Below are 21212 nucleotides of genomic sequence, written 5' to 3'. Positions count from 1 at the left end.
CGTACGGGTCCACCCGGGCGGCCGAAGCCCCCGCCGCGTCGCGCGACGGGGGCTCGGCGTGGGGGCCGGGGCGGTCAGACGATCTTCGTCCAGCTGCGGCCGATGAGGTCGTCTCTGGTCAGCTCTTCGACGTGGTCGCGGACGCTGCCGCCGCCGAGGCTCACGGGGGCCCAGTAGTGGTTGGCCCTGAACTTGCCGCCGTACCTGGTGGAGATCCAGACGTTGAACGACATGGTGATCCTGCTGTGGTTGAGCGAGCGCACCAGGCAGTAGATCTCGTAGTTCCCGGCCGAATTCCGTTTGCGGGTTCCGCAGGAGGCGCCGCCCGGTTTTGTCACAAAACGCACCTTTGACACGACGCCGTGCGGCAGGTCGGTGCGCAGGACGAGCGCGTCGTTGTTTATTTGGTTCGGATTGGTGACTTTGAAGGTATAGCGAGCGGGCCAGCCCCGCCGTATCGCCTTGGGGTAGGAGACGGTGACCCGGGACCTGAGCTGCGAGACCGTCTCCGTGGCCGACGACGCGGAGGTGGCGCTGGTGGCGGCCTGGGCGCTTTGCGGCGCCAGCAGGAATACACCGGCGGCGAACGCGACGGGCAGGAGAAGTTTGCGCATGAATGCTACTCCAAGGGGGGACGTCGAAACGCTGTGCACCGTGTACAACGAGCATGAGTTGCCGAGGTTCCCCGGGCGCGGCACTTTTTTCCGGTGATTTCGCCGGGCCTGGTCGCACGGCCGCAGGACCGCCCGCGAGGCCCGTTACGACCGCCCGCGAGGTCCGTTACGACCGCCCGCGAGGCCCCGTTACAGGTCGGCCGGCGGCCGGCCGGTCTCGGCCGGCGTGGCGGCGCCACGCGACCAGGGCAGCGCGGGCAGCCCGTGCCGGGTGCGCAGGAACATCCAGAACACCGGCGCGGCGACCAGCACGCCGACGAGCACCCAGACGGTCGCCGTGGTCGAGACGTCGAACATCTTCAGCGCCGAGGCGAGCAGCACGAACGCCAGCGCGCGGCGGATCAGCCCGCCCGGCGCCCGCGAGGAGATGCGCGAGCCGATGTACACGCCCGGGATCGAGCCGGCCAGCAGCGCGACGGTGACCGAGAGCTGGAAGTCGCCGAAGATCAGGTGCCCGATCGCCGCCGACATGACCAGGGGGACGGCCTGCACCAGGTCGGTGCCGACGAGCTGGTTGGCCTTGAGCGCCGGGTAGACGGCGAGCAGTGCCACGATGATCAGCGAGCCGGAGCCGACCGAGGTCATGCCGACCACGAGCCCGCCGATGACACCGATCACGACGGTCGGCAGGGGACGCACCGGGACGGCGGCGGGCGGAGCGGTGGCGGCCGGCTCGCCCGGCTCGGCGGTGCGCCGTCCGGTGGCCGCGGTCCTGCGCTCGGCGTTGTCGCGCATGGCCAGGTAGCCCCGCACGGCCAGGCCGGTGGCGGCGATCAGCAGCGCGACGCCCAGCGCCTTCTGGATCACCTTCTGCACGTCCTCGCCGTCGCCGAGCGCCCGGGCGATCAGCACGCCGCAGAACGCGGCCGGGACCGAGCCCGCGCACAGCCAGCCCACCATCCTGAGATGGACGGTGCCTCTGCGGAGGTGGACCAGGCTGCCGACGGGCTTCATCACCGCCGCGGCGACCAGGTCGCTGGAGACGGCGGCCAGCGGGGGGACGCCGAAGAAGGTGACGAGCATGGGCGTCATGAGTGCGCCGCCGCCCATGCCGGTCAGGCCGACGACGATGGCGACCAGGAACGAGCCGATCGCCATGGTGAAGTCGAAATCCACCCGCATACCCTACCAAAACCATCGGAATATGGCCTTATGTAAAACGGCGATGTGCCCGGCGCCGTAAGGGGCCGGGCACATCCAGGGGATCAGCGGACGCAGCCGGCCAGTTCCGCCCGGTCCGGCGTGGTGGCGGTGGCGCCGAAGAACAGCTTGGCGCAGTCGGTCAGGAAGGGCGCGTTCTCCTCGGGGATGTAGTGCCCGGCGTCGGGGACCACCACCGGCCGCACGTCGTCGGCGACCTGGGAGAAGGAGGCGCCGACGCCGGGGCCGAAGGAGAACTCCCCGCCCATCGCCAGCACCGGCATGGGCAGCCGCGTGCTCGCGTTCGCCTTGTTGTTCTCGGCGTCCGCCGGGAACGCCCGGTAGTACTCGTACCCGGCGCTGCGCCGCGCCGGGTCGGCGTAGGCGGCGTAGTAGGTCTCGCGGTCGATCAGCTCAGGGTGCTTGCTGAACTGGAACATCATGCCGAGGTAGGTCGGGACGTCGTCGTTGTCCATGATCGTCTCGGGAATGGGCTTCGGCGACATGTTGAAGCGGAAGTGCCAGCTGATCCCGTAGAGGTCCTCCAGGCCGAAGCCCGCCAGGGGCGTCTCCAGCACGGCCAGGCGGGTCACCTCGCCGGGGAAGTCGCGGGCGTACGGGTAGGCGATCAGCGCGCCGAAGTCGTGCCCGACGAGCTGCACCTGGGTGAAGCCGAGCCGGTTGACGGCCTGCCGCACCCGCCGCGCGGCGGCGGCCTTGTCGAAGCCGCCGGTGGGGATGGAGGAGGCTCCGAGGCCCGGCAGGTCGATGGCGATCACCGTGTGGTCGCGCGCGAGCTCGGGCATGACCTTGCGCCACATCCACCAGGTCTCCGGCCAGCCGTGGATGAACACCAGGGCCGGGCCGGACCCGCCCCGCACGTAGTGGACGAAGCCTCCGTCGACGGCCACCCGGCCGTGGACGAAGCCGGGGGCGAAGCGGGCCGGCCCCTCGGTCGGCTCGGTCGCGGCGCGGTCGGCGCCGGCGGCCGTGGTGAACAGCCCCATGACCAGGACGAGGAGCGCGCCGACCGCGCCCGCCCGTAACCTTCCGCGGCCCCGGCGCCGTGCCGGCGTATGCGCGGTGTTCTCCTGCGACGACATGTGTTGCCCTTCTATCGGGGAGCCGCGGACCGTTCCAGAGCCCGAGAAGGCGGCACGGTCGCGGCGGTCGGATCATCGATCAGCGTATGGCGGCCCACGTCTCGGTGTCCGTGGCCGCGCGGCGCCGGATGAAGCTTTCACGATCCCGGGCCCCGCCGTCTTCTTCCAACGTGCTCAACCCGCTGGTGGTCGCGCCGGAAAGCCCCCCTGTGAAGCCGGCCGACGGCGCGCGGCCCCGCGCCCGGCCCGGCGCCGCCCGCTCGTGGTCCCTCGGTTTCCGGGCGTCGCCGCCCGCTCGTGGTGCCTCGCGCCCGGCCCGGCGCCGCGCCGCGCGCTCGTGATGCCTCGTGTCCGGGCGTCGCCGCTCGCTCATCGGCCCCCGCGGGCGGGCTCAGGCGCCGACGGTGCCGTCGACGCCCTCGCGGATGAGGTCGGCGTGCCCGTTGTGCCGGGCGTACTCCAGCAGCACGTGGAGCATGACCAGGCGCAGCGACACGTCCTGCTCCCACCGGGCGGCGTGGGCGGTGACCTCCAGGGACGGAGCCCGCAGCTCGATGCGGCGCGCGTGCTCGACCTCCGCCTGCCAGGCCGCGAACGCCTGCGACCGGGTGGCCCCGCTCGCGTCGTAGGCGACCTGGTAGTCGCCCTCGTCGGACCAGACCAGCGGGACGTCCTCGCCGCCCACCACCCGGCGGAACCACGCGCGCTCGACCTCGGCCATGTGCCGCACCAGCCCGAGCAGCGACAGCGTGGACGGCGGCATGGAGCGACGGCGCAGCTCCTCGTCGGACAGGCCGTCGCACTTCATGGCGAGCGTCGCGCGCTGGTAGTCGAGGAAGCCGCGCAACATCGCGCGCTCGTCCCCGATCACGGGCGGGGGGATCCGTTCGGTGGTCATTGGCGCCTTGTCCCTTTCTGTGCCGGATCGCGAGGATCGCGAGGATCGCGAGGATACTGCGCGACACGAGGGATCCGGCGGGGGCGAGCGGACGCCGCGCGTCACTCGCCGCGGCGGGCGCGGGCGCGGCGCTTGCCCTCGTGCATGGCCTGGACCCTGGCCACCGGGATGGTGTGTCCCTGCTCGACCAGGTCGTCCGGCAGCCGCTGGGGCGGGGGCATCAGCTCGGCCCAGGGGTCGCCGTCGCCGAGCAGCCGCGCCGCGGTGTGGACGGTGAAGTCGGCCGGCGACACGCGGGGCAGGTCCTCCCAGGCCACGGGGAAGGAGACCGGCGCGCCCGGCCGCACGCGCGGGCTGTAAGCGGCCACCACCGTCGCCCCGCCGGCCCGCGTGGAGTCGAGGAACACCTTGCCCTCGCGGTCCTCGCGGATGAACGCCGTCGTGGCGAGCGCGGGGTCGACGCGCTCGGCCCGCGCGGCCAGCGCCCGGGTCGCGGCGGCGAGGTCCTCCATCGCGACGCCCTCGGCCACCGGGACGAAGATGTGCAGCCCCTTGGCCCCGCTGGTCTTGACCGCGCCCGCCAGCCCGGCCTCGTCCAGCGCCTGCCGGACGAGCCGGGCGGCCCGCACGGCGAGCGGGAAGGCGTTGTCCTCCGGAGGGTCCAGGTCGAGCACCAGGTGGGTGGCGTGGTCGCCGCGCACCAGCGCCGGGTGGTACTCCACCGCCCGCTGGTTGGCGAACCACAGCAGCGTCCGCCGGTCGTCGCACAGCGCGTAGGACACCTGCCGGTGGGAGGTCTCGGCCCACACCGACACCGTGCGCACCCAGGACGGGGTGTACTTCGGGACGTTCTTCTGCATGAACGGCGCCTGCCCCGGCCGCACGCGGAGCACCGACAGCGGGCGGTCGCGCAGCACGGGCAGGATGCGGTCGCGGACCGCGTCGAGATAGTCGACCAGATCGCGCTTGGTCGCGTTCGCCCCGTCGAACAGCGGCCCGCCGAGATTGGTCAGCGGCACCCCGTCCCGCGTCTCATCGCTGGTCATCCACCCTACGATGCCCCGCCCCCGGCCGCCGGGTCAACCATCACCGGCGGGCGGGCCGTCCTGCGGATCGGCCGGGGGCTCGCCGGCGAACCAGGCGACCCAGCGCCGCTGCCAGGGCGTCTCGACCGCCCTCGGGTGGTGGTGCTCGCGGACCCACGCGACCGCCTCGTCGGGCCCGAGCCCCGCGAGCGTGGCCAGGCAGGCGATGACCGTGCCGGTGCGGCCGACGCCTCCGCCGCAGGCGACCTCCACCGGCGAGCCCGAACGGGCGTGGGCGTGCAGGCGGATGACGGCGCGCGCGGCGGCGTGCCGGTCCACCGGCAGCAGGAAGTCGGGCCAGCGGATCCATTCGTGCGGCCAGGCCAGGGCGTCCTGGTGGCGGCGCTGGAGACGCGCCGAGCCCAGGTAGAGCCCGTAGCCGGGCACCGGCCCGTCGGGCAGGGGCCGCCGCAGGCCGCGACCGCGGACCCAGACGCCGTCGGGCAACTCGATCGCACCGGAGAGCGTTTCCGCCATACGAAGATTGTCGCGCACCGCCTGACCTGTCCGTCCCGCCCGTCCCGTGACGGCGGGCGACAGGCCCTCCTGGTCCGCCGCCCGCCAGGATCACCGCGCGACGCGGAGGAACTCGCGCAGGTCGCTGACGAACAGGCCGGGTGTCTCCATCGCCGGGAAGTGGCCACCCCGGTCGAACTCCGACCAGTGGTCGACGGTGTTCCCCGGGTCGGCGAGGGCGCGGATCGTCATGTCCGCCGCGAACACCGCGATCCCCTGCGGCGGCGCCGGCACCGACGGCCACCCGGCCTGATCGTCGCCTGACGGCCCGGAGGCCATCTCGCGGTAGGCGCGCATACCCTCGTAGAGGATGTCGGCCGAGGACGCGCCGGAGCCGGTGAACCAGTACAGGCTCACGTTGGTGAGCAGCCGGTCGCGGTCGACCGCGTCCTCGGGCAGTTCGGCGGCGGGGTCGGTCCACTCCTTGAACTTCTCCGCGATCCACGCCAACTGTCCGATCGGCGAGTCGTTCAGCGAGTAGGCCAGGGTCTGCGGGCGGGTGGACTGCAGGTGCAGATAGCCGAGACCGTCCTGGCGGGCGGCGTTGAACCGCTCGGCGCGTGCCCGGTCCGCCTCGGACAGCCCGTCCAGCTCGATGGGCGGCCCGAACGGGTACGGCGACGGACCGTTGATGTGGGTGGCGACCACGCGGCCCGGGGCGGCCATGGGCAGCAGCGTGGTCACACCACCCCCGACGTCGCCGCCCTGCGCGGCGAACCGCTGGTAGCCGAGCCGGCTCATCAGCTCCCCGAACGCGGCGGCCACCCGGAACAGGTCGCCCCAGCCCGGTTCCCGCACCGGGTTGGAGAACCCGAAGCCGGGCAGTGACGGGATCACGACGTGGAACGCGTCCGCCGGGTCACCGCCGTGCGCGCGAGGATCGGTCAGCGGCTCGATCACGTCCAGGAAGTCCACGAACGAGCCCGGCCAGCCGTGGCAGAGGATCAGCGGCAGCGCGTCCGGCTCGGGTGAGCGGACATGCAGGAAGTGGATGTCCTGGCCGTCGATCGTGGTCACGAACTGCGGGTGCTCGTTCAGCGTCTTCTCCTGCGCGCGCCAGTCGAAGCCGTCGGCCCAGTAGACCGCCAACTCCTTGAGGTACTCCGCGGGAACGCCGCGCTCCCAGCCGGTTCCGGGGATCTGCCGGGGCCAGCGGGCGCGGGCGATGCGGTCGCGCAGGTCGTCCAGTTCGGCCTGCGGGATGTCGACGCGGAACGGGCGGATGTCGGTGGTGTTCTCCATGCCGGAGAATCTAGGAGGGATACAGGAACGTTCCGTTCCTGTATCCGGGCAGACTTGGAATATGTCCGACACGGCACAACGACTGCTGCGGCTGCTCTCCTTGTTGCAGACGCCGCGGGACTGGAGCGGACCGGAGCTGGCCGAGCGTCTGGGCGTCACCGCGCGCACCGTGCGCAACGATGTGGACCGCCTGCGCGGTCTCGGCTATCCGGTGGAGGGGATCAGGGGCGTCACCGGCGGTTACCGGCTCGGGGCGGGTGCGGAGCTGCCGCCGCTGCTGCTCGATGACGACGAGGCGGTCGCCGTCGCGGTCGGGCTGCGGGTGGGCGCCACACAGGGAGCGGTCACCGGCATCGAGGAGGCGGCGCTGCGTGCCCTCACCAAGCTGGAGCAGATGCTGCCCTCACGGCTTCGCCGTCGTGTCAGCGGCCTGCACACCTACCTCGTCCCGCTTCCGCACGTGGGCCCCCGCGCGGACGCCGATACGCTCACCGCGATCGCGGCGGCCTCGCGCGACCACGAGCGGCTCCGGTTCGACTACGCCGGCCATGACGGGTCGACCGGCCGCCGCGAGGTGGAGCCGCACCGGCTCGCGCACAGCCGGGGCCGCTGGTACCTGGTCGGATGGGACGTCGCGAGGTCCGACTGGCGCACCTTCCGGGTGGACCGGCTGCGGCTGCTGACACCGAACGGCCCGCGGTTCACCCCGCGCGAGCATCCCGGCGGTGACCTCGCCGGTCATGTCGCCACCGGCCTGGCCACGGCGACCTGGCAGTGCCGGGCACGGGTGACGGTCCGCGCACCGGCCGAGCACGTGCGCGACCGGCTGCCGTCCGGCGTCCGGGTGGAACCCCTGGGCGATGACGCCTGCGTGGCCGAGGTCGGCTCGGACACACCGCAGATGCTGGCCTGCTATCTCGGCATGCTCGGTGCCGACTTCGAGGTCACCGGGCCGCCCGAACTCGTCGCGGAGATCCGCGCGCTGGCCGGCCGCTACCGGCGGGCGGTTCCGGAGGGAGCACCTTGAGGTACGTCGCCGCGTGGCGTGCCGGGCATCGAGCCCCCCGGCCGACCCGGCGGGCCTAGACGGTCACGGCACTGGAGGGGATCGGGCCGGCGTAGACCAGGCCGGCGGCGGCGACCTCGCCGTCCTGCTCGACGGAGACCCGGACGGGCACCTCGCCGCCGCTCGCCTCCCCCTCCACGCGGGCGCGGACGACGGCGGCGCCCCACAGCTCCACGTACCGGGTGAAGGTGGCGTACATCTTGACGGGGGCGAGCGGCAGCGGGTGGGTGAGGGCGAGCGTCGCCTGCCGCATGGCCTCCATGAGGGCCATGCCAGGGATGTGGTCGAGGCTGTGGTCGAACAGCACCGGATGCGCGGGGTCCACCCGCAGCGGCCAGGCTCCCTCCTCGGGCGTGCGGTCGAGGGGCATGCCGAGGACGACGTCGAAGGGCCGGTCGCGGCCGACCAGGCGCGGGTCGACCGGGTCGGCGAGCGGCCGGTCGCCCGCGGGCCGCCCGGCCAGGCTGGGCGCGCGGAGCCGGTCGTGGGCCGCCCGGGACACGCAGTCGAAGCTGCCCTCGCCCATGCCGACCAGCCGCCCGTCCCGATAGAAGTCGACATGCCCGCGCAGCCCGGCGAGGGTGCGTCCCCGGTGGCGCACCTGGCTGCGGGTGAAGCGGAGCGTCAGGTCGGTGGGGCCGGTGCCGACGGCCAGGCCGGCGAGGTTGACCTCGTAGGACAGGTCCCACATGAGGAAACGGCGGTCGAGCGGGCAGTCCAGTTGCGCGTGGCTCACCACGAGCCCCGCCTGGCGGATGGTCTCGGCGGCCAGCAGCGGGTCGTGGCATCCCCCGGCCGGTCCGTAGAAGCCGTGGGCCCGGGGCCACTGGGCCGCGACCACGGAGGTCTTCTCGTCGAGGGCCCGCCAACCGGTGATCATCACCTCGGACACCGCGCTCCGATGGACCAACTGCCGAGGGACGGTCTGCTCAAAAAGTGCTGGATCGGCGGATAAATCCAGCACATCGGGTGTAGCCATGGGGTACCACCTCTCTAGAGCTGCTGCCCTCGAGGGGGTCGAGGGCGTAGAATACCGACCGACCGGTTTTTTTTAGGAGGAAGCACTTCCGCGATGGCGAAACAGGCACGGGCGCGGGCCACCAGACAGCGCATCCTCGAAGGCGCGGCCGAGGTGTTCGAGGAGTGCGGCTACGCGGCGACGACGATGGCCGAGATCCTCCAGCGCTGCGGAGTCACCAAAGGCGCGCTCTACTTCCATTTCGCCTCCAAGGAGGAACTGGCCAGGGCGATCCTGGCCGCCGACGAGACCCTCCTTTCCACGCTGGTGTCCGGCGAGTCGGCGGCCCTGCAGGTGCTCATCGACGCCTGTCACGGCTTCGCCCGCGACCTGCTGGACAACGTCATCTCACGGGCGAGCGTGCGCCTGGCCATCGAGCACGGCACGTTCTCCGGAGGCGACTTCACCACCCACGTCATGTGGCAGGACGGCGCGCGCGACCTGCTGCTGAAGGCCCGTGAAGAGGGCGACCTGCGGCCGGAGGTCGACGTGGACGCCGCCGCCGCCACCGTGGTCGCCGCCTTCACCGGCGCCCAGATCGTCTCGCAGGCCGTGACGCGCCGCCGCGACCTGCACGAACGGCTCACCGACTTCTGGCGCCTGATGCTGCCGGGCATCGTGCCGCCCGACCGGCTCTCCCGGTTCGATCCCGCAGGGGCCGCCTCCACCGGCCCCGTGCCGGACTACACCAGGGTGTAGCCGCCGTCCACCGGCAGCGTCGCGCCCGTCACGAAGGACGCGCGGTCGCTGGCGAGCCAGGCGGCCGCCTCGGCCACCTCCTCGGGTTCGGCGGTCCTGCCCTGCGGGGTCGCCGCCCGCAGCAGCTCCTCCATCTCCGGCCGCAGGGCGAACCAGGCGTCGATCATCTCCGACCTGGTCGTCCCCGGCGCGATCGCGTTGATCCTGATGCGCTGCCCCGCGTACTCCGCGGCGGCGGCCTTGGTGAGCCCGATGACCGCGTGCTTGGCGGTGACGTACGGCGCCCCCACCGGCGTGGCGACCAGACCTCCGACGCTGCTGGTGTTGACGATGGAGCCGCCGCCGTTGACCAGCATCTGGCTGATCTGCCGGCGCATGCAGTGCCAGACCCCGCGGAGGTTGACGTCGATGACGGCGTCGAACACCGCGTCGTCGAGCAGGTGCATCGGGGAACGCTCCACGCCGAGCCCCGCGTTGTTGAAGCCGATGTCGAGCCGTCCGTACTCGCGGACGGCCGTGGAGACGGCCCGGTCGACGTCCTCGGGGCGGGTCACGTCGGCCACCGCGTAGACGGCCTCGAAACCCTTTCCCCGTAATTCGTCCACCAGGTCGCCCAATTCGCGTTCTCGCCGTGCGACGAGAACGACGGCGGCGCCTTCGCGGGTGAATACCCGCGCGGCCGCCGCGCCGATTCCACTGCTGGCCCCGGTTATCAGAGCCACCTTGCCCGATAAAATATCCGACATGTACACATTGTCGCTGTGATCTCTGTCGGCTGACAATATGTTCCGCGTTTAAAGTATGTGAATTCTAAAGATCGACCGGCTGATTGTGATATGGCTTTTGGGGAATCAGGTGCCGGAGCGATAGCGGTGCATCAGGGCGACCGCCATCGCGCCCTCGCCGACGCCCGAGGCGACCCGCTTGACCGAACGGGCGCGCACGTCGCCGGCCGCGAAGACGCCCGGCACGCTGGTCTCCAGCGGGTACGGCTCGCGTTCCAGGCTCCACGCGCCCGCGGGCAGCTCCGAGCCGGTCGGCAGGAAGCCGTGGTCGTCGCGCTCCACCACGCCGTCGAGCCACCCGGTGCGCGGCCGGGCGCCGATGAAGGTGAAGACGAAGCGCGCCTCCTGCTCGGTCGTCTCGCCGGTGGCCACGTCGGCCAGCGTGATGCGCTCCAGGTGCTCCTCACCGGCCAGTTCCACCACCCGCGTGCCCAGCCGGACCTCGATCGCGGGCGTCCTGCGGATCTCGTCCACCAAATATTGCGACATGCCCGCTTCCAGGGAGGCGGCCCGGATCAGCATGGTGACCTGGCGCGCGTACTTCGCGAAGTGCAGCGCCGCCTGCCCCGCCGAGTTGGCGCCCCCGATGACGTGGACGTGCTCCGACGTGCACGACTGGCTCTCGGTGGTGGCCGCGCCGTAGTACAGGCCCGCCCCGGCGAAGCGGTCGGCGCCGGGGATGTCCAGCCGGTTGTAGGACACGCCCATGGACAGCAGCACGGTCTCGGCGCTGATCTCGGTGCCGTCGGCCAGCGTGATCACCCGCGCCGGGTCGGCGCGGCGCAGCGCCGTCACCTCCACCGGGTACAGCAGCTCGGCGCCGAACCTGCGCGCCTGCGAGACCGCTCTGCGGGCCAGGTCGCTGCCGGCCAGCCCGGTGGGGAAGCCCAGGTAGTTCTCGATCAGGCTGGAGGTGCCCGCCTGCCCGCCCGGCACGTCGGAGTCCACCATGAGCGTCGACAGCCCCTCCGAGGCCGCGTACACCCCGGCCGCCAGCCCGGCGGGGCCGGCCCCGATGATGACCGTCTCGTAGTGCGGGCGCGCCGCCGCCGTGGGCAGCCCCAGCCGCTCGGCGAGCCGGGCGGCGCTCGGCGCGGCCAGGTGGTCGCCCTCGGCGAAGAAGACCAGCGGCAGCGCCTCCCGCCGGCCCTCCGCCAGCAGCCGCGCCTCGGGGTCGGCGTCGACGTCCAGGAAGCGGAACGGCTGCTCGTTGCGCGTCAGGAAGTCCCGCACGGCGTGGGTCGCCGGCGAGACCGGGATGCCGACCACCTTGATGCCCCGGTAGGCGGGCCGGTGCGCGGCCAGCCAGTCCGACAGCAGGTCGTCCAGCACGGGGAACAGCCGCTCCTGCGGCGGGTCCCACGGTTTCATCAGGTAGTGGTGCAGCCGGACCCGGTTGATCGCGGTGATGGCCGCGTCGGTGTCGGCGTAGGCGGTGAGCAGCACCCGCCGCGCCTCGGGGTAGCGCGCCCCCGCCTCCAGCAGGAACTCCACCCCGGCCATCTCGGGCATCCGCTGGTCCACCAGGAACAGCGCCGGATCGTCGCCGCGCTCGTCCAGCGCGTCGAGGATGCCGAGGCCCTCCTTGCCGGAGGCGGCGCCGAGGATGCGGTAGCTGCCGGAATAGGTGGCGCGCAGGTCCCGTCGTACGGCCCTGAGCACCTGCGGATCGTCGTCCACGGCCAGGATGACCGGCTTGCCCGTCTCGTCGCTCACGTCTGTCCGTCCTCCTCGTCCACGGGGGAACACCAGGCCATGGCGGCCTCCAGAATCGGGACGTGCTCCAATCGAGACCTTCAGCGTAGGTACGCCCCCCGGGCGGGCCATCGCGGACCTGATTTAGTCCCGCGAATCGGGTCCCCGCCGCCTCGCGCGGGCGCGCCTACCCGACAAAGTGCGCCCGGATCCTTTGACCGCCCGCCGACGCCGGTGCGAGGCTCCGACACACCTGGCCTGGGAGCCGCAGGGCCGAAGGCCGCACCTGCCCCGAGAGGAGCCCGCCCATGGGCGCAGCAGATCTCCTTCCGGACGAACTCCGCGCGCATCCCCTGTTCGACGGGCTGACCGGGGAGCAGTACCGATGGCTGGCCGACAGCGGCCGCTCACACGAGCTCGGCGACGGCGAGGTGCTGTTCGCCGAGGGCGCCCCGGCGCGCTTCTTCGTGGTCCTGCTCGACGGCGAGCTGCTCATCTCCAAGGTGATCGACGACCGGGACGAGGTGCTCGCCCGCCACTCCACCCGGGACGGCGCGGAGGAGCGGGCCATGCTCGCCCACACCTTCACCGGCGAGCTGTGCGTCCTGGCCGGCGACGCCTACCTGGCCACCGCCACCTCGGTCGGCCACAGCCGCGTCGCCCTCTACGACCGGGACACCTTCCTGCAGATGCTGGTGCGCGCGCCGCGCGTGTCGGAGATGGTGGTGCCCGTCCTGGCGCTGCGCGCGCAGGACATGATCGTGAGCGGTGGCCGCCGCTCGACGCTCGCCTCGCTCGGCACCCTGGCCGCGGGCATCGCCCACGAGCTGAACAACCCCGCCTCCGCCGTGATCCGCGCGATCGGCGAGCTGGACGACGCCGTGGAGGAACTGGAGGCGGCGGCGGAGACCTGGGGCCAGACGGCGGAGCAGGCGGAACGCGCGGCCCTCGCGGCCGCTCGGCGCGACTGGCTCGCCCGCCCGCGCGGCAGCGGTCCCGGCGACGCGCTCGGCGTGAGCCTGCTGGAGGAGGAACTGCAGGACTGGCTGGAGGACCACGGGCTCGGCGACGGGTCCTCCCTCGCGCCCCTGCTGGCCGAGCGCGGCCTGGACACCGGCTGGCTCGACGACCTCGGGGCGCGGGTGTTCGACGCGCGTCTCCCCGCCGCGCTGCGCTACCTGTCGGAGAGCCTGCGCATCCGCTCGTGCGTCATGGACGTGCGCGAGGCCGGCACGCGGGTCTCGGCGATCGTCAGGAACACCAAGGAGTACACCAACCTGGACCGCGCGCCGGAGTCCGACGTGGACGTGCGCGAGGGCCTTGAGTCCACGCTGGCGATGCTGCGCCCGAAGCTCGCGGGCATCACGGTCGTGCGCGACTACGCCCCCCCGCTGCCCCGCGTCCCCGGCTACCCGACGGAGCTGAACCAGGTGTGGACGAACCTGGTGGACAACGCGGCGGGCGCGATGGGAGGGCGGGGCGAACTGCGCGTCAGCGTGCGCGGAGAGGGCGGGTGCGTCCTGGTCGAGGTGGCAGACACCGGTCCCGGCATCGACCCCGCCGTGCTGCCGCGCGTCTTCGAGCCGTTCTTCACCACCAAGGACATCGGCGCGGGCACCGGGCTCGGCCTGCACCTGTCGCACCGCATCGTCACCAAACGGCACCGGGGGTCCATCACCGTGCGCTCGCGCCCCGGCGACACGCGGTTCCAGGTGCGGCTGCCCGGGCCGCCGGCCTCCCCGGGGGCGGCGGCGGAGGAGGACGGCGCGGCGCCTACGTCGTGCCGGGCGCTTCCCGCCGATGCCTGACCTCGGCCCAGGTGAGCAGCACCAGCAGGCCGGCCAGCGCCGCCGTCTCGGCCAGCGGTGAGAACGCGGTGGACGAGAGGCCCAGCAGCAGGGCGCCGAGCGCGGCGGCGACGCGGACGGCGACCAGCCTGCGGGCCAGCGGCCGGCGGATCACCAGGTGCGCCGCGGTCGTGGCCAGCAGGAACGCCGCGGCGCCGCCGGTGAGCGCGAGGCCGGCGCCGGCCGGCATGTGCGCCTCGGCGGCGTGCTCGATGAGCGCCTCCGACCCGACGGCCGTGGCCGCCAGCCCGGCGAAGATCAGCAGGTGGCCGTACCCGTAGGCGAACCCGCGCACCAGCGAGGAGCGCCCGCTGGTCAGCGCGTTGATGATGACGCGGTGGTCGACGTGTTCGAAGTACACCCACCACAGGCACGCGGCGATCACGAAGGTGAAGAACGCGACGGGCAGCGCGCTCGGAGTCGAGGGGGCGCCCCGGGCGCCCCAGGCCACGGCGAGCACCGACTCGCCGAGCACGATCAGCGTGAACAGGCCGAGCCGCTCGGGCAGGTGGGAGGCGTGCGCCGGCGGCGAGGCCACCGTCAGGTACGCCACGAACGGCGTGGCGATCTCCACCAGCAGCGCGAGCGCCCACAGCGCCAGGTGCCAGGGCGCCGACACGGCCACCGAGGCCAGCCACAGGGCGCCGCCGCACCCGAACCCCGCGACGTAGATGCCGCACAACTGGCGCAGCGCGGCGTTCTGCGGGGGGCTCTGCGGGGCGTCCCGGCCGGCGCCGGGCGCGTCCGGGGCGGTCCCCGGCGCGCGGGCGGCGCGGCGCGCGTACCCGTACAGGCCCACGAGGATGGCCTGGAGGGCGGCGTTGGCCAGCGCGAACCCGTGCGCCCCGTCCAGCGTGCGGCCGTCGGGGGAGATGGCGACGCCGATCGTGCTGGCCAGCACCAGCGAGCCGAACATCCCCGCGAGCAGGGCGATGCGGAAGTGGGTCGCGTCCGTCTCGAACAGGTCGGCGTAGTAGGCGAAGCTCATCCACACCCACCACACCGGGACGAACAGCGCGCAGAACACCAGGAGCCCATGGAAGGTCAGGTCGCCGTGCAGCAGGCGTGCCAGCTCGGACACGGCGGCCACGAAGACCAGGTCGAAGAACAGCTCCAGCCACGAGGCGTGCGTCGCCTCGGTGGAGCCGGCCAGATAGCGCAACGTGGGAGAGCGTCCGGTGCTCACGAACCTCCTCGGTGGAGCGCCGCCGGGCGGGGCGCCACGAGCCTACGACGGTCCTCCCGCCCGGACCCGGCACCACGCCAGACGGGGCGAGCACGGCACCCGGCGGGGACGACCGGGTGCCGTGCTCGGGGAGGGGGCGGAAAGGGGGACAGGGGAGCTCAGGACAGGACGAGCTCGGCGGGGACCTGGCCGGCGGGGATGTCGAGCAGGCGGATGACGGCGCCGGCGATGTCCTCGGGGCGGAGCATCGACGCGCGCGACGCCCACGAGCGCGCCCAGTCGGCCATCGGCGTGTCGACCAGCCCCGGGCAGATCGCGCAGGCGCCGACGCCCTCGCCGGCCAGCTCCTGGTGCAGGGCGGCGGTGAAGCCGACCACGCCGAACTTGGCCGCGCAGTACAGCGAGAAGCCGGGGTCGGCGCGCTTGCCGGAGATGGAGGCGATGTTCACGATGAGCGGGCGGGCCTCGCGCGCGACCTTGCGCAGGTAGGGCAGCGCCGCCTGGCAGAACAGGATGGTGGCCCGCAGGTCCACCTCCAGCACCTCGGTGATGGTGGTCGTGCTGTAGGACTCGAAGGGCCCGGCGGCGAGCAGGCCCGCGCTGTTCACCAGCACGTCGAGCCGCCCCCAGCGCCCGATGTGCGCGGCGACCGCGGCGTGCGCGGCGGCCGGTTGGGCGACGTCGGCGACCACGGTGTGCACGGCCCCGTCCCCGAGGCCGGCCTCGTCGCCGAGCCGGTCGGCGGCGTGGCGCAGCCTGCCCTCGTCCCTGCCGAGAATGGTCACCGCGTGCCCGCGGGCGACCAGCGCGCCGGCCACGGCCAGGCCGATGCCGCTCGAACCGCCGGTCACCAGCGCCGCGTGCTTGGGGCTGCTCATCGGTGTCTATTCCTCCACGATGTCGGGGATGATGGCGGCGAGCGCCCGTTCGGCGAGCGCTCCGATGGTCAGGGCGGGGTTGGTGCACGCGGCGCTGCCGCCCGGCAGGAGCGCCCCGTCCACGACGTACAGGCCCGGGTAGCCGTTCACCCGGCCGTACTCGTCGGTGGCCAGGCCCAGGGGGACCCCGCCGCAGGGGTGGCCGGTGAGGCCGGCGTCGATGGCCTCGATCTTGCCGGTGCCGAGCCGCTCGAACGCCGCGCGCGCGCCGTCGGCGATGACGGTCGCCTCGGGGTCGTCCTTGGGCCAGGTCAGGCCGACGGTGTCGGTGTGCCCGTCGTAGGAGAAGGTGCCCTTCGCCGGGCCGAGGCCCATGCCGATGAGGCCCATGAAGCCCTCGGGCATCTTGGCCTGGGGGATGGGCATGGCCGCCATGGCGATGGGCGCGACCGGGTTGTCCAGGTCTTCGAGCACCGCGCCCGCCGGGCCGCCCTCGCTCGGCCCGGTGGGCGGCAGGCCGCTCCTGATGATGACCAGGTCGCCGTTGGCGCCCCAGCGCGTCCCGACGGAGTCGGCCAGCTTGGGCAGCGCGCCGGTGTCGCGGGCGCGGACGAGCAGCTTGGTCGTCGCGACCGACCCGGCGGCCAGGAACAGGTGCTTGGTGTGGATGTCCCTGCGGGCGACGACGCGGCCGTTGTCGTCGAGCTCGTCCACCGTGACCAGATAACCGGAGCCGTTCTCGCGCACGTCGGTGACCTGGTGCAACGGCAGCACCTCGACCTTGCCGGTGGCCTCGGCCCTGGGCAGGTGGGTGCGGTCCAGGCTGCGCTTGGCGCCGCTGTTGGCGCCGTACCAGACCTGGCCGGCGATCTGCGAAGGGGGAATGGCGCCGGCCAGCTCGGCGCGGATGACGTCCCAGTCGAGGCCCAGCTCGAACAGGCGCGCGGTCATCCCTGCGGCGGCGGCCTCCTCCAGCAGCACCCGCTGGCCGCGGTAGCGTTCGTGGGCGAGCACGTCGGCGGGCATGGTGGACACCCCGACGGCCTCGCGGACCTTGGGGTACCACACCTCGTCCATCTCGTCGTAGCTCAGCCAGGAGGGGAACACCCGGCCGAACAGGTCGCGCCGGGGCTGGTAGAGGACGGTGTTGTAGACCAGCGAGCCGCCGCCGACGCCCGCGCCCACCAGGACGTCGATGCCCTCGCCCCTGACCCGTTCGAGCACGCCGGTGTAGACGTCGATGGGCAGGCCCTCCTGGGCCGGGGCGACGGTCACCGGGCTGAGCCAGGCGGCCCGGCCGTCGGGGCTGTCGTAGGTGGCGAAGGTGTCGTGCGCGTCGGTGATGGGCCAGCGGCGCCCGCGTTCGAGCACGAGCGTCTGGACGCCCGCCTCCGCCAGGCGCAGCGCGGCGATGGCGCCGCCGAACCCGCTGCCGACGACCAGGGCCTCAGTGTCGCGCATTGCCGCCTCCCGCTATGAGAACGGTGACCTCGTGATCGTCCCCGAGGACCTCGCGCGCGAGGTCGAGCGGGGTCTTGCCGTCGTGGCCGGTCAGGCCGAGCGGCGCGCCGGCCTGGACCAGGATGCGGGCGCAGTCGGCGTAGCCGTGCCACAGCGCGTCGTGCAGGGGGCTGTAGCCGTTGGTCGCGCCCTGGAAGGCCAGGTCGGCCTCTGGGTGGGCGACCAGCAGGCTGGTGATGTCGGCGTGCCCGTTGTAGACGGCCTTGTGCAGCGGGACGGCGCCGAACGTCGGCTCGACGGCGTTGACGTCGGCCCCGGCGGCCAGCAGCTCGGCGACGATCTCGGTGTGCCCGTCGCGGCAGGCCACCAGCAGCGCGGTGTGGTCGTCGTTGAAGCCGTTGACCATCGGCCAGCGGGTGTCGACGGGGAACCCCTCGGCGAGCAGTTCGCGGACCTTGGCCAGGTCGCCGCCGGTGACGGCGTTCATCAGGGCGTGCCCGGCCGCCGCCGCGTCGTCGGCCTCCTGCCGGGCGCGCAGCAGCTTGTCGGACTCGATGAGGCGTTCCTTGCCGAAGGTGTTGACGTTCAGCTCGTACGCGAAGTGCTCTTTCATCGAGAAGCCGTAGTGGGTGGACAGGTTGAGCCCGGCGCCGTGGTCCAGGAGCACCTCGACGATGTCCGGCCACTTGAACCACAGGGCGTCCATGAGGGGGGTGTGGCCGGTGGTCGCGGCGACGGCGTCGACGAAGGCGCCGGCGCCGAGCAGGTCGCGCACGACCTGCGCGCTGCCGCCCTGGCAGGCCTTGTGCAGGGCGGTCGCCCCGGCCTTGGCGTCGGTGGTGAAGACGTCGGCCCCCGCGTCTAGCAGCGCCCGCACGGCGGGGGCGTCCGCGCGGCCGGAAGCGATCATGAGCACGTTGAGCCCGGTGTCGGTGTCGCGCTCGTCGGGATCGGCGCCGGCGCTCAGCAGGTCGCGGATCTCTCCGACGGCGCCGCGGCGCACCGCCGCGGTCAGCTCGCCTTTCATGTGCCACCTTTCGGTAAGGCATCCGTTGAGCTGGACAGTAGGCCCGGCCGCCCGCGGTGGCCATAATCGCCGCGCTTTCGCCGGGCACTTTGTCAGTTGGCCGTCCTGCGGCGAAGACCGACCGAGGATAAGCCGATATTTCCCGATTGCCAGGTGACTTGACTTTAACGGCGGATTCAATGCGCTATGTCGAGAAGTAATGGTTTCTGCTTTGACGGTGGCCGAACGGCGCTGCGATCGTCCCAGTGAAGATCCCTGGCGAAAAGGAGATCGCATGATCCACCAGTTCATCCTGGCCGCCCCGAAGCCAGGCATGACCGCACAGGAGTTCCAGGACTACTGGGTCAACGTCCACGCGGTGAAGTTCGCCGCCAAGATCCCGCAGATCCGGCGCTACCTGATCGACTCGCGCGTCCCGTCCACGGCGGACCGCGGGCGCCCGGCGCTGCCCCACCAGGGCATGGCGGAGATCTGGCTGGCCAACGAGCAGGAGCAGCTCGCCTCGCTGCAGACCGAGGAGTTCCTGCACGGGGCGCGGCTCGACGAGCCGAACTGGGCGGCGTTCTGGCTCACCATCGTGCTGGACACCGACGCCCACGAGATCGTCCCCGGCCCGCCGCTCACCGAGGCCGCCCCGTCCTGGGTCAAGGTCACCACGCTGATCAAGCGCAGGCCCGGCCAGGACCTCGCCGACCACCGCGAGCGGACGCTCTCGGAGTACGCCCCGGTCGTCAGCGGGCTGCCCGGGGTGCGCCGCCACCTGCACGCCCACACCAGGGACGGCTTCTACACCTTCGGAGAGGCGTCCTTCGACAGCGTCGAGCAGATCTGGTTCGACGACGTCGCGGCGGCCGAGGCGGCGCTGGCCTCCCCGTACTTCACCGAGAAGGTCGCCCCGGCGCTCGACGCCGTCGCCGACCCCGCGCACGTGTTCTCCCTCACCACCCGGGAGAACTGGATCATCGGCCCGCAGGAGGAGCGATGAGCAGGAAGGTCCTGGTGCTGCTGTCCGAGCACGGCTACTGGGGGGAGGAGCTGCTCGGTCCGCTCACCCACTTCGACCAGCGCGGATACGAGGTCGTCTTCGCCACGCCCACCGGTGGCCGCCCGCACGCGCTGCCGCCGAGCATGGACCCCGACTACCTCGACCCGCCGCTCGGCCGCTCGGTCACCACGCCCGAGGTGGCCAAGCTGGTGCGCGAGCTGGACGACTCCGACCGGCTGGACCACCCCCTCGACATCTCCGCCGTGGTGCCCGAGCGCCCCTACGTCAGCGACGACGACTACCTGCACGCCCTTGAGGCCTACAACAGGACGCTGGACAGGCTGGCGGAGCACATCGACGGCTTCGACACCATGCTGATCGTCGGCGGCAGCGGCCCCATCGTCGACCTGGCCAACAACGGCCGCGTCCACGCGCTGATCCTCGGCTTCCTCAAGGCCGGCAAGCCGGTGGCCGCCGAGTGCTACGGCGTCGCGTGCCTGGCCTTCGCCCGCGACTGGGAGGACCGCAAGAGCATCATCTGGGGCAAGCACGTCACCGGCCACTGCAAGGAGTACGACTACAAGGACGGCACCGGCTTCCTCGGCACCGACTTCAACATGGGTCCGCCGCCGTACCCGCTGGAGTACATCCTGCGCGACGCCACCGGCCCCGAGGGCCGCTACCACGGCAACTTCGGCAAGGAGACCTCGGTCATCGTCGACTACCCGTTCATCACCGGCCGCTCGACGCCCGACTCCTTCCTCACCGGGCAGAAGATCGTCGAGACGCTGGAAGACGGTCTGCGCCGGTTCGGCTGGTGAGCCCCATGAGCCCCACGGACGCCAGAACGGGCAACGAGGCGATCATCGAGCAGTTCCTCGCCGACGGCATGCGGTACATGTTCGGCAACCCCGGCACGGTCGAGCAGGGCTTCCTGGACGCGCTGGAGAAGTACGACGACTTCCACTACGTCCTGACGCTGCAGGAGACCGTGGCGGTGGGCATCGCCGACGGCTACGCCCGCGCCACCGGCGGCCCCGCCCTGGTGCAGCTGCACAGCGGCGTCGGCCTCGGCAACGGCATCGGCATGATGTACCAGGCCAAGCGCGGCCACACCCCGCTCGTCGTGGTCGCCGGCGAGTCCGGCGTCGAGTACGAGGCGATGGACGCGCAGATGGCCGCCGACCTGGTCGCCATGGCCAGGCCCGTCACCAAGTACGCGACCCGGGTGACCGACTCCTCCTCGGTGCTGCGGACGCTCCGGCGCGCCGTCAAGATCGCCATGACCCCGCCGCGGGGCCCGGTGTTCGTCTCGCTGCCCCTGGACGTGCTCGACCGGCCCAACGACGAGCCGGTCGTGCCCTCGGTGGTCCCCTACACCGCGACGGCCCCCGACGGCGCGACGATCCGCAGGGCGGCGGCGCTGCTGTCGGACGCCACGGCGCCGCTGGTGCTGTTCGGCGACGGCGTGGCCGCCTCCGGCGCGCAGGCGGAGCTGACCCGCGTGGCCGAGCTGCTCGGCGCGGACGCGTGGGGGGTGGAGATGTCGGAGGTCTCCATCGACGGCCGCCATCCGCTGTACCGCGGCCAGACCGGGCACATGTTCGGCGAGGTCAGCCGGGCCGTGGTCGCCGGCGCCGACGCCGTGCTCGTCGTGGGCACCTACCTGTTCCCCGAGGTCTTCCCCGACCTGGCCTCGCCGTTCCGGCCCGACGCGCGCATCGTGCACGTCGACCTGAACTCCTACGAGATCGCCAAGAACCACCCGGTGACGCTCGGCCTGGTCGCCGACCCCAAGGCCACCCTGGCCGCGCTCGCCGCGGAGCTTTCGTCGTCGATGTCGCCCGCCGCCCGCGAGGCCGCCGCCGGGCGGCTGCGCCGCGCCGCCGAGCGGCCCGCGGCCCCGG

The 21212-nt window shown here is 72.6% G+C and carries 20 protein-coding genes; 6 read left to right on the top strand and 14 right to left on the bottom strand.

The window, feature by feature from the left end:
* Positions 1-74: 74 nt before the first annotated feature.
* From ABZU32_RS03790 to ABZU32_RS03760, 7 genes are all read right to left on the bottom strand, one after another.
* Positions 75-614 (bottom strand): hypothetical protein, encoded by a 540-nt coding sequence (locus ABZU32_RS03790; RefSeq protein WP_354838495.1) that lies wholly within the window; start codon positions 612-614, stop codon positions 75-77.
* Positions 615-803: 189 nt separating this feature from the next.
* Positions 804-1796: a sulfite exporter TauE/SafE family protein gene (locus tag ABZU32_RS03785; RefSeq protein WP_354916695.1), complete on the bottom strand. Its 993-nt coding sequence runs from the start codon at positions 1794-1796 to the stop codon at positions 804-806.
* Positions 1797-1879: 83 nt separating this feature from the next.
* Entirely contained in the window at positions 1880-2917 is a 1038-nt protein-coding gene (locus ABZU32_RS03780; RefSeq protein WP_354838501.1) for an alpha/beta hydrolase, read from the bottom strand.
* 391 nt (positions 2918-3308) lie between these two features.
* Complete coding sequence (locus tag ABZU32_RS03775) at positions 3309-3815, bottom strand: DinB family protein (RefSeq protein ID WP_354916692.1); 507 nt, start codon at positions 3813-3815, stop codon at positions 3309-3311.
* Positions 3816-3916: 101 nt separating this feature from the next.
* Complete coding sequence (locus tag ABZU32_RS03770; RefSeq protein ID WP_354916689.1) at positions 3917-4861, bottom strand: ATP-dependent DNA ligase; 945 nt, start codon at positions 4859-4861, stop codon at positions 3917-3919.
* 33 nt (positions 4862-4894) lie between these two features.
* Complete coding sequence (locus tag ABZU32_RS03765) at positions 4895-5377, bottom strand: protein-tyrosine phosphatase family protein (protein WP_354916686.1); 483 nt, start codon at positions 5375-5377, stop codon at positions 4895-4897.
* A gap of 90 nt (positions 5378-5467) precedes the next feature.
* Positions 5468-6658, bottom strand: coding sequence for an epoxide hydrolase family protein (locus ABZU32_RS03760; RefSeq protein ID WP_354916683.1), 1191 nt, complete (start codon positions 6656-6658; stop codon positions 5468-5470).
* A gap of 61 nt (positions 6659-6719) precedes the next feature.
* Between ABZU32_RS03760 and ABZU32_RS03755 the strand changes: the two genes are divergently transcribed.
* A complete protein-coding gene (locus tag ABZU32_RS03755; RefSeq protein WP_354916680.1) occupies positions 6720-7685 on the top strand; it encodes a YafY family protein in 966 nt (321 codons plus the stop codon).
* Positions 7686-7740: 55 nt separating this feature from the next.
* Here ABZU32_RS03755 and ABZU32_RS03750 read toward each other — a convergent pair whose 3' ends face one another.
* Positions 7741-8703 (bottom strand): ScbA/BarX family gamma-butyrolactone biosynthesis protein, encoded by a 963-nt coding sequence (locus ABZU32_RS03750; RefSeq protein ID WP_354916677.1) that lies wholly within the window; start codon positions 8701-8703, stop codon positions 7741-7743.
* 93 nt (positions 8704-8796) lie between these two features.
* On the opposite strand from ABZU32_RS03750, the gene ABZU32_RS03745 reads away from it, so the two are divergent.
* Complete coding sequence (locus ABZU32_RS03745) at positions 8797-9441, top strand: ScbR family autoregulator-binding transcription factor (protein ID WP_354838516.1); 645 nt, start codon at positions 8797-8799, stop codon at positions 9439-9441.
* Here the strand turns inward: ABZU32_RS03745 and ABZU32_RS03740 are convergent.
* Together ABZU32_RS03740 and ABZU32_RS03735 are read right to left on the bottom strand one after the other, a co-directional pair.
* A complete protein-coding gene (locus ABZU32_RS03740) occupies positions 9426-10187 on the bottom strand; it encodes a glucose 1-dehydrogenase (protein ID WP_354916674.1) in 762 nt (253 codons plus the stop codon). The two genes, ABZU32_RS03745 and ABZU32_RS03740, sit on opposite strands and share 16 nt — an antisense overlap.
* A gap of 105 nt (positions 10188-10292) precedes the next feature.
* Positions 10293-11942 carry an FAD-dependent oxidoreductase gene (locus ABZU32_RS03735; protein ID WP_354916671.1) on the bottom strand — a complete coding sequence of 550 codons (1650 nt, stop codon included), beginning with the start codon at positions 11940-11942 and terminating at the stop codon, positions 10293-10295.
* A gap of 287 nt (positions 11943-12229) precedes the next feature.
* Between ABZU32_RS03735 and ABZU32_RS03730 the strand changes: the two genes are divergently transcribed.
* Entirely contained in the window at positions 12230-13729 is a 1500-nt protein-coding gene (locus ABZU32_RS03730) for an ATP-binding protein (RefSeq protein ID WP_354916668.1), read from the top strand.
* On the opposite strand, the gene ABZU32_RS03725 is transcribed toward ABZU32_RS03730, so the two are convergent.
* From ABZU32_RS03725 to ABZU32_RS03710, 4 genes are all read right to left on the bottom strand, one after another.
* Entirely contained in the window at positions 13695-14954 is a 1260-nt protein-coding gene (locus tag ABZU32_RS03725; RefSeq protein ID WP_354916665.1) for a low temperature requirement protein A, read from the bottom strand. The genes ABZU32_RS03730 and ABZU32_RS03725 overlap by 35 nt on opposite strands.
* 158 nt (positions 14955-15112) lie before the next feature.
* Positions 15113-15832, bottom strand: a complete 720-nt coding sequence (locus ABZU32_RS03720) for an SDR family oxidoreductase (RefSeq protein ID WP_354916663.1) — start codon at positions 15830-15832, stop codon at positions 15113-15115.
* A gap of 6 nt (positions 15833-15838) precedes the next feature.
* Positions 15839-17293, bottom strand: coding sequence for a GMC oxidoreductase (locus ABZU32_RS03715; RefSeq protein ID WP_354838534.1), 1455 nt, complete (start codon positions 17291-17293; stop codon positions 15839-15841).
* Entirely contained in the window at positions 17280-18320 is a 1041-nt protein-coding gene (locus tag ABZU32_RS03710) for an ankyrin repeat domain-containing protein (protein WP_354916661.1), read from the bottom strand. The genes ABZU32_RS03715 and ABZU32_RS03710 overlap by 14 nt, the downstream gene beginning before the upstream one ends.
* A 274-nt stretch (positions 18321-18594) precedes the next feature.
* On the opposite strand from ABZU32_RS03710, the gene ABZU32_RS03705 reads away from it, so the two are divergent.
* The 3 genes from ABZU32_RS03705 to ABZU32_RS03695 all read left to right on the top strand — a co-directional run.
* Positions 18595-19305: an EthD domain-containing protein gene (locus tag ABZU32_RS03705; protein ID WP_354838540.1), complete on the top strand. Its 711-nt coding sequence runs from the start codon at positions 18595-18597 to the stop codon at positions 19303-19305.
* Complete coding sequence (locus ABZU32_RS03700) at positions 19302-20126, top strand: type 1 glutamine amidotransferase domain-containing protein (RefSeq protein ID WP_354838543.1); 825 nt, start codon at positions 19302-19304, stop codon at positions 20124-20126. The genes ABZU32_RS03705 and ABZU32_RS03700 overlap by 4 nt, the downstream gene beginning before the upstream one ends.
* A gap of 5 nt (positions 20127-20131) precedes the next feature.
* On the top strand, positions 20132-21212 hold a 1081-nt coding region (locus ABZU32_RS03695; protein ID WP_354916658.1), incomplete at its 3' end, for a thiamine pyrophosphate-binding protein.

This window comes from Sphaerisporangium sp. NPDC005288 (assembly GCF_040607475.1).
Classification (GTDB): Bacteria; Actinomycetota; Actinomycetes; order Streptosporangiales; family Streptosporangiaceae; genus Sphaerisporangium; species Sphaerisporangium rhizosphaerae.
The sequence above is the reverse complement of the archived record's forward strand: the minus strand, read 5'-3'. Positions and strand labels throughout refer to the sequence as shown.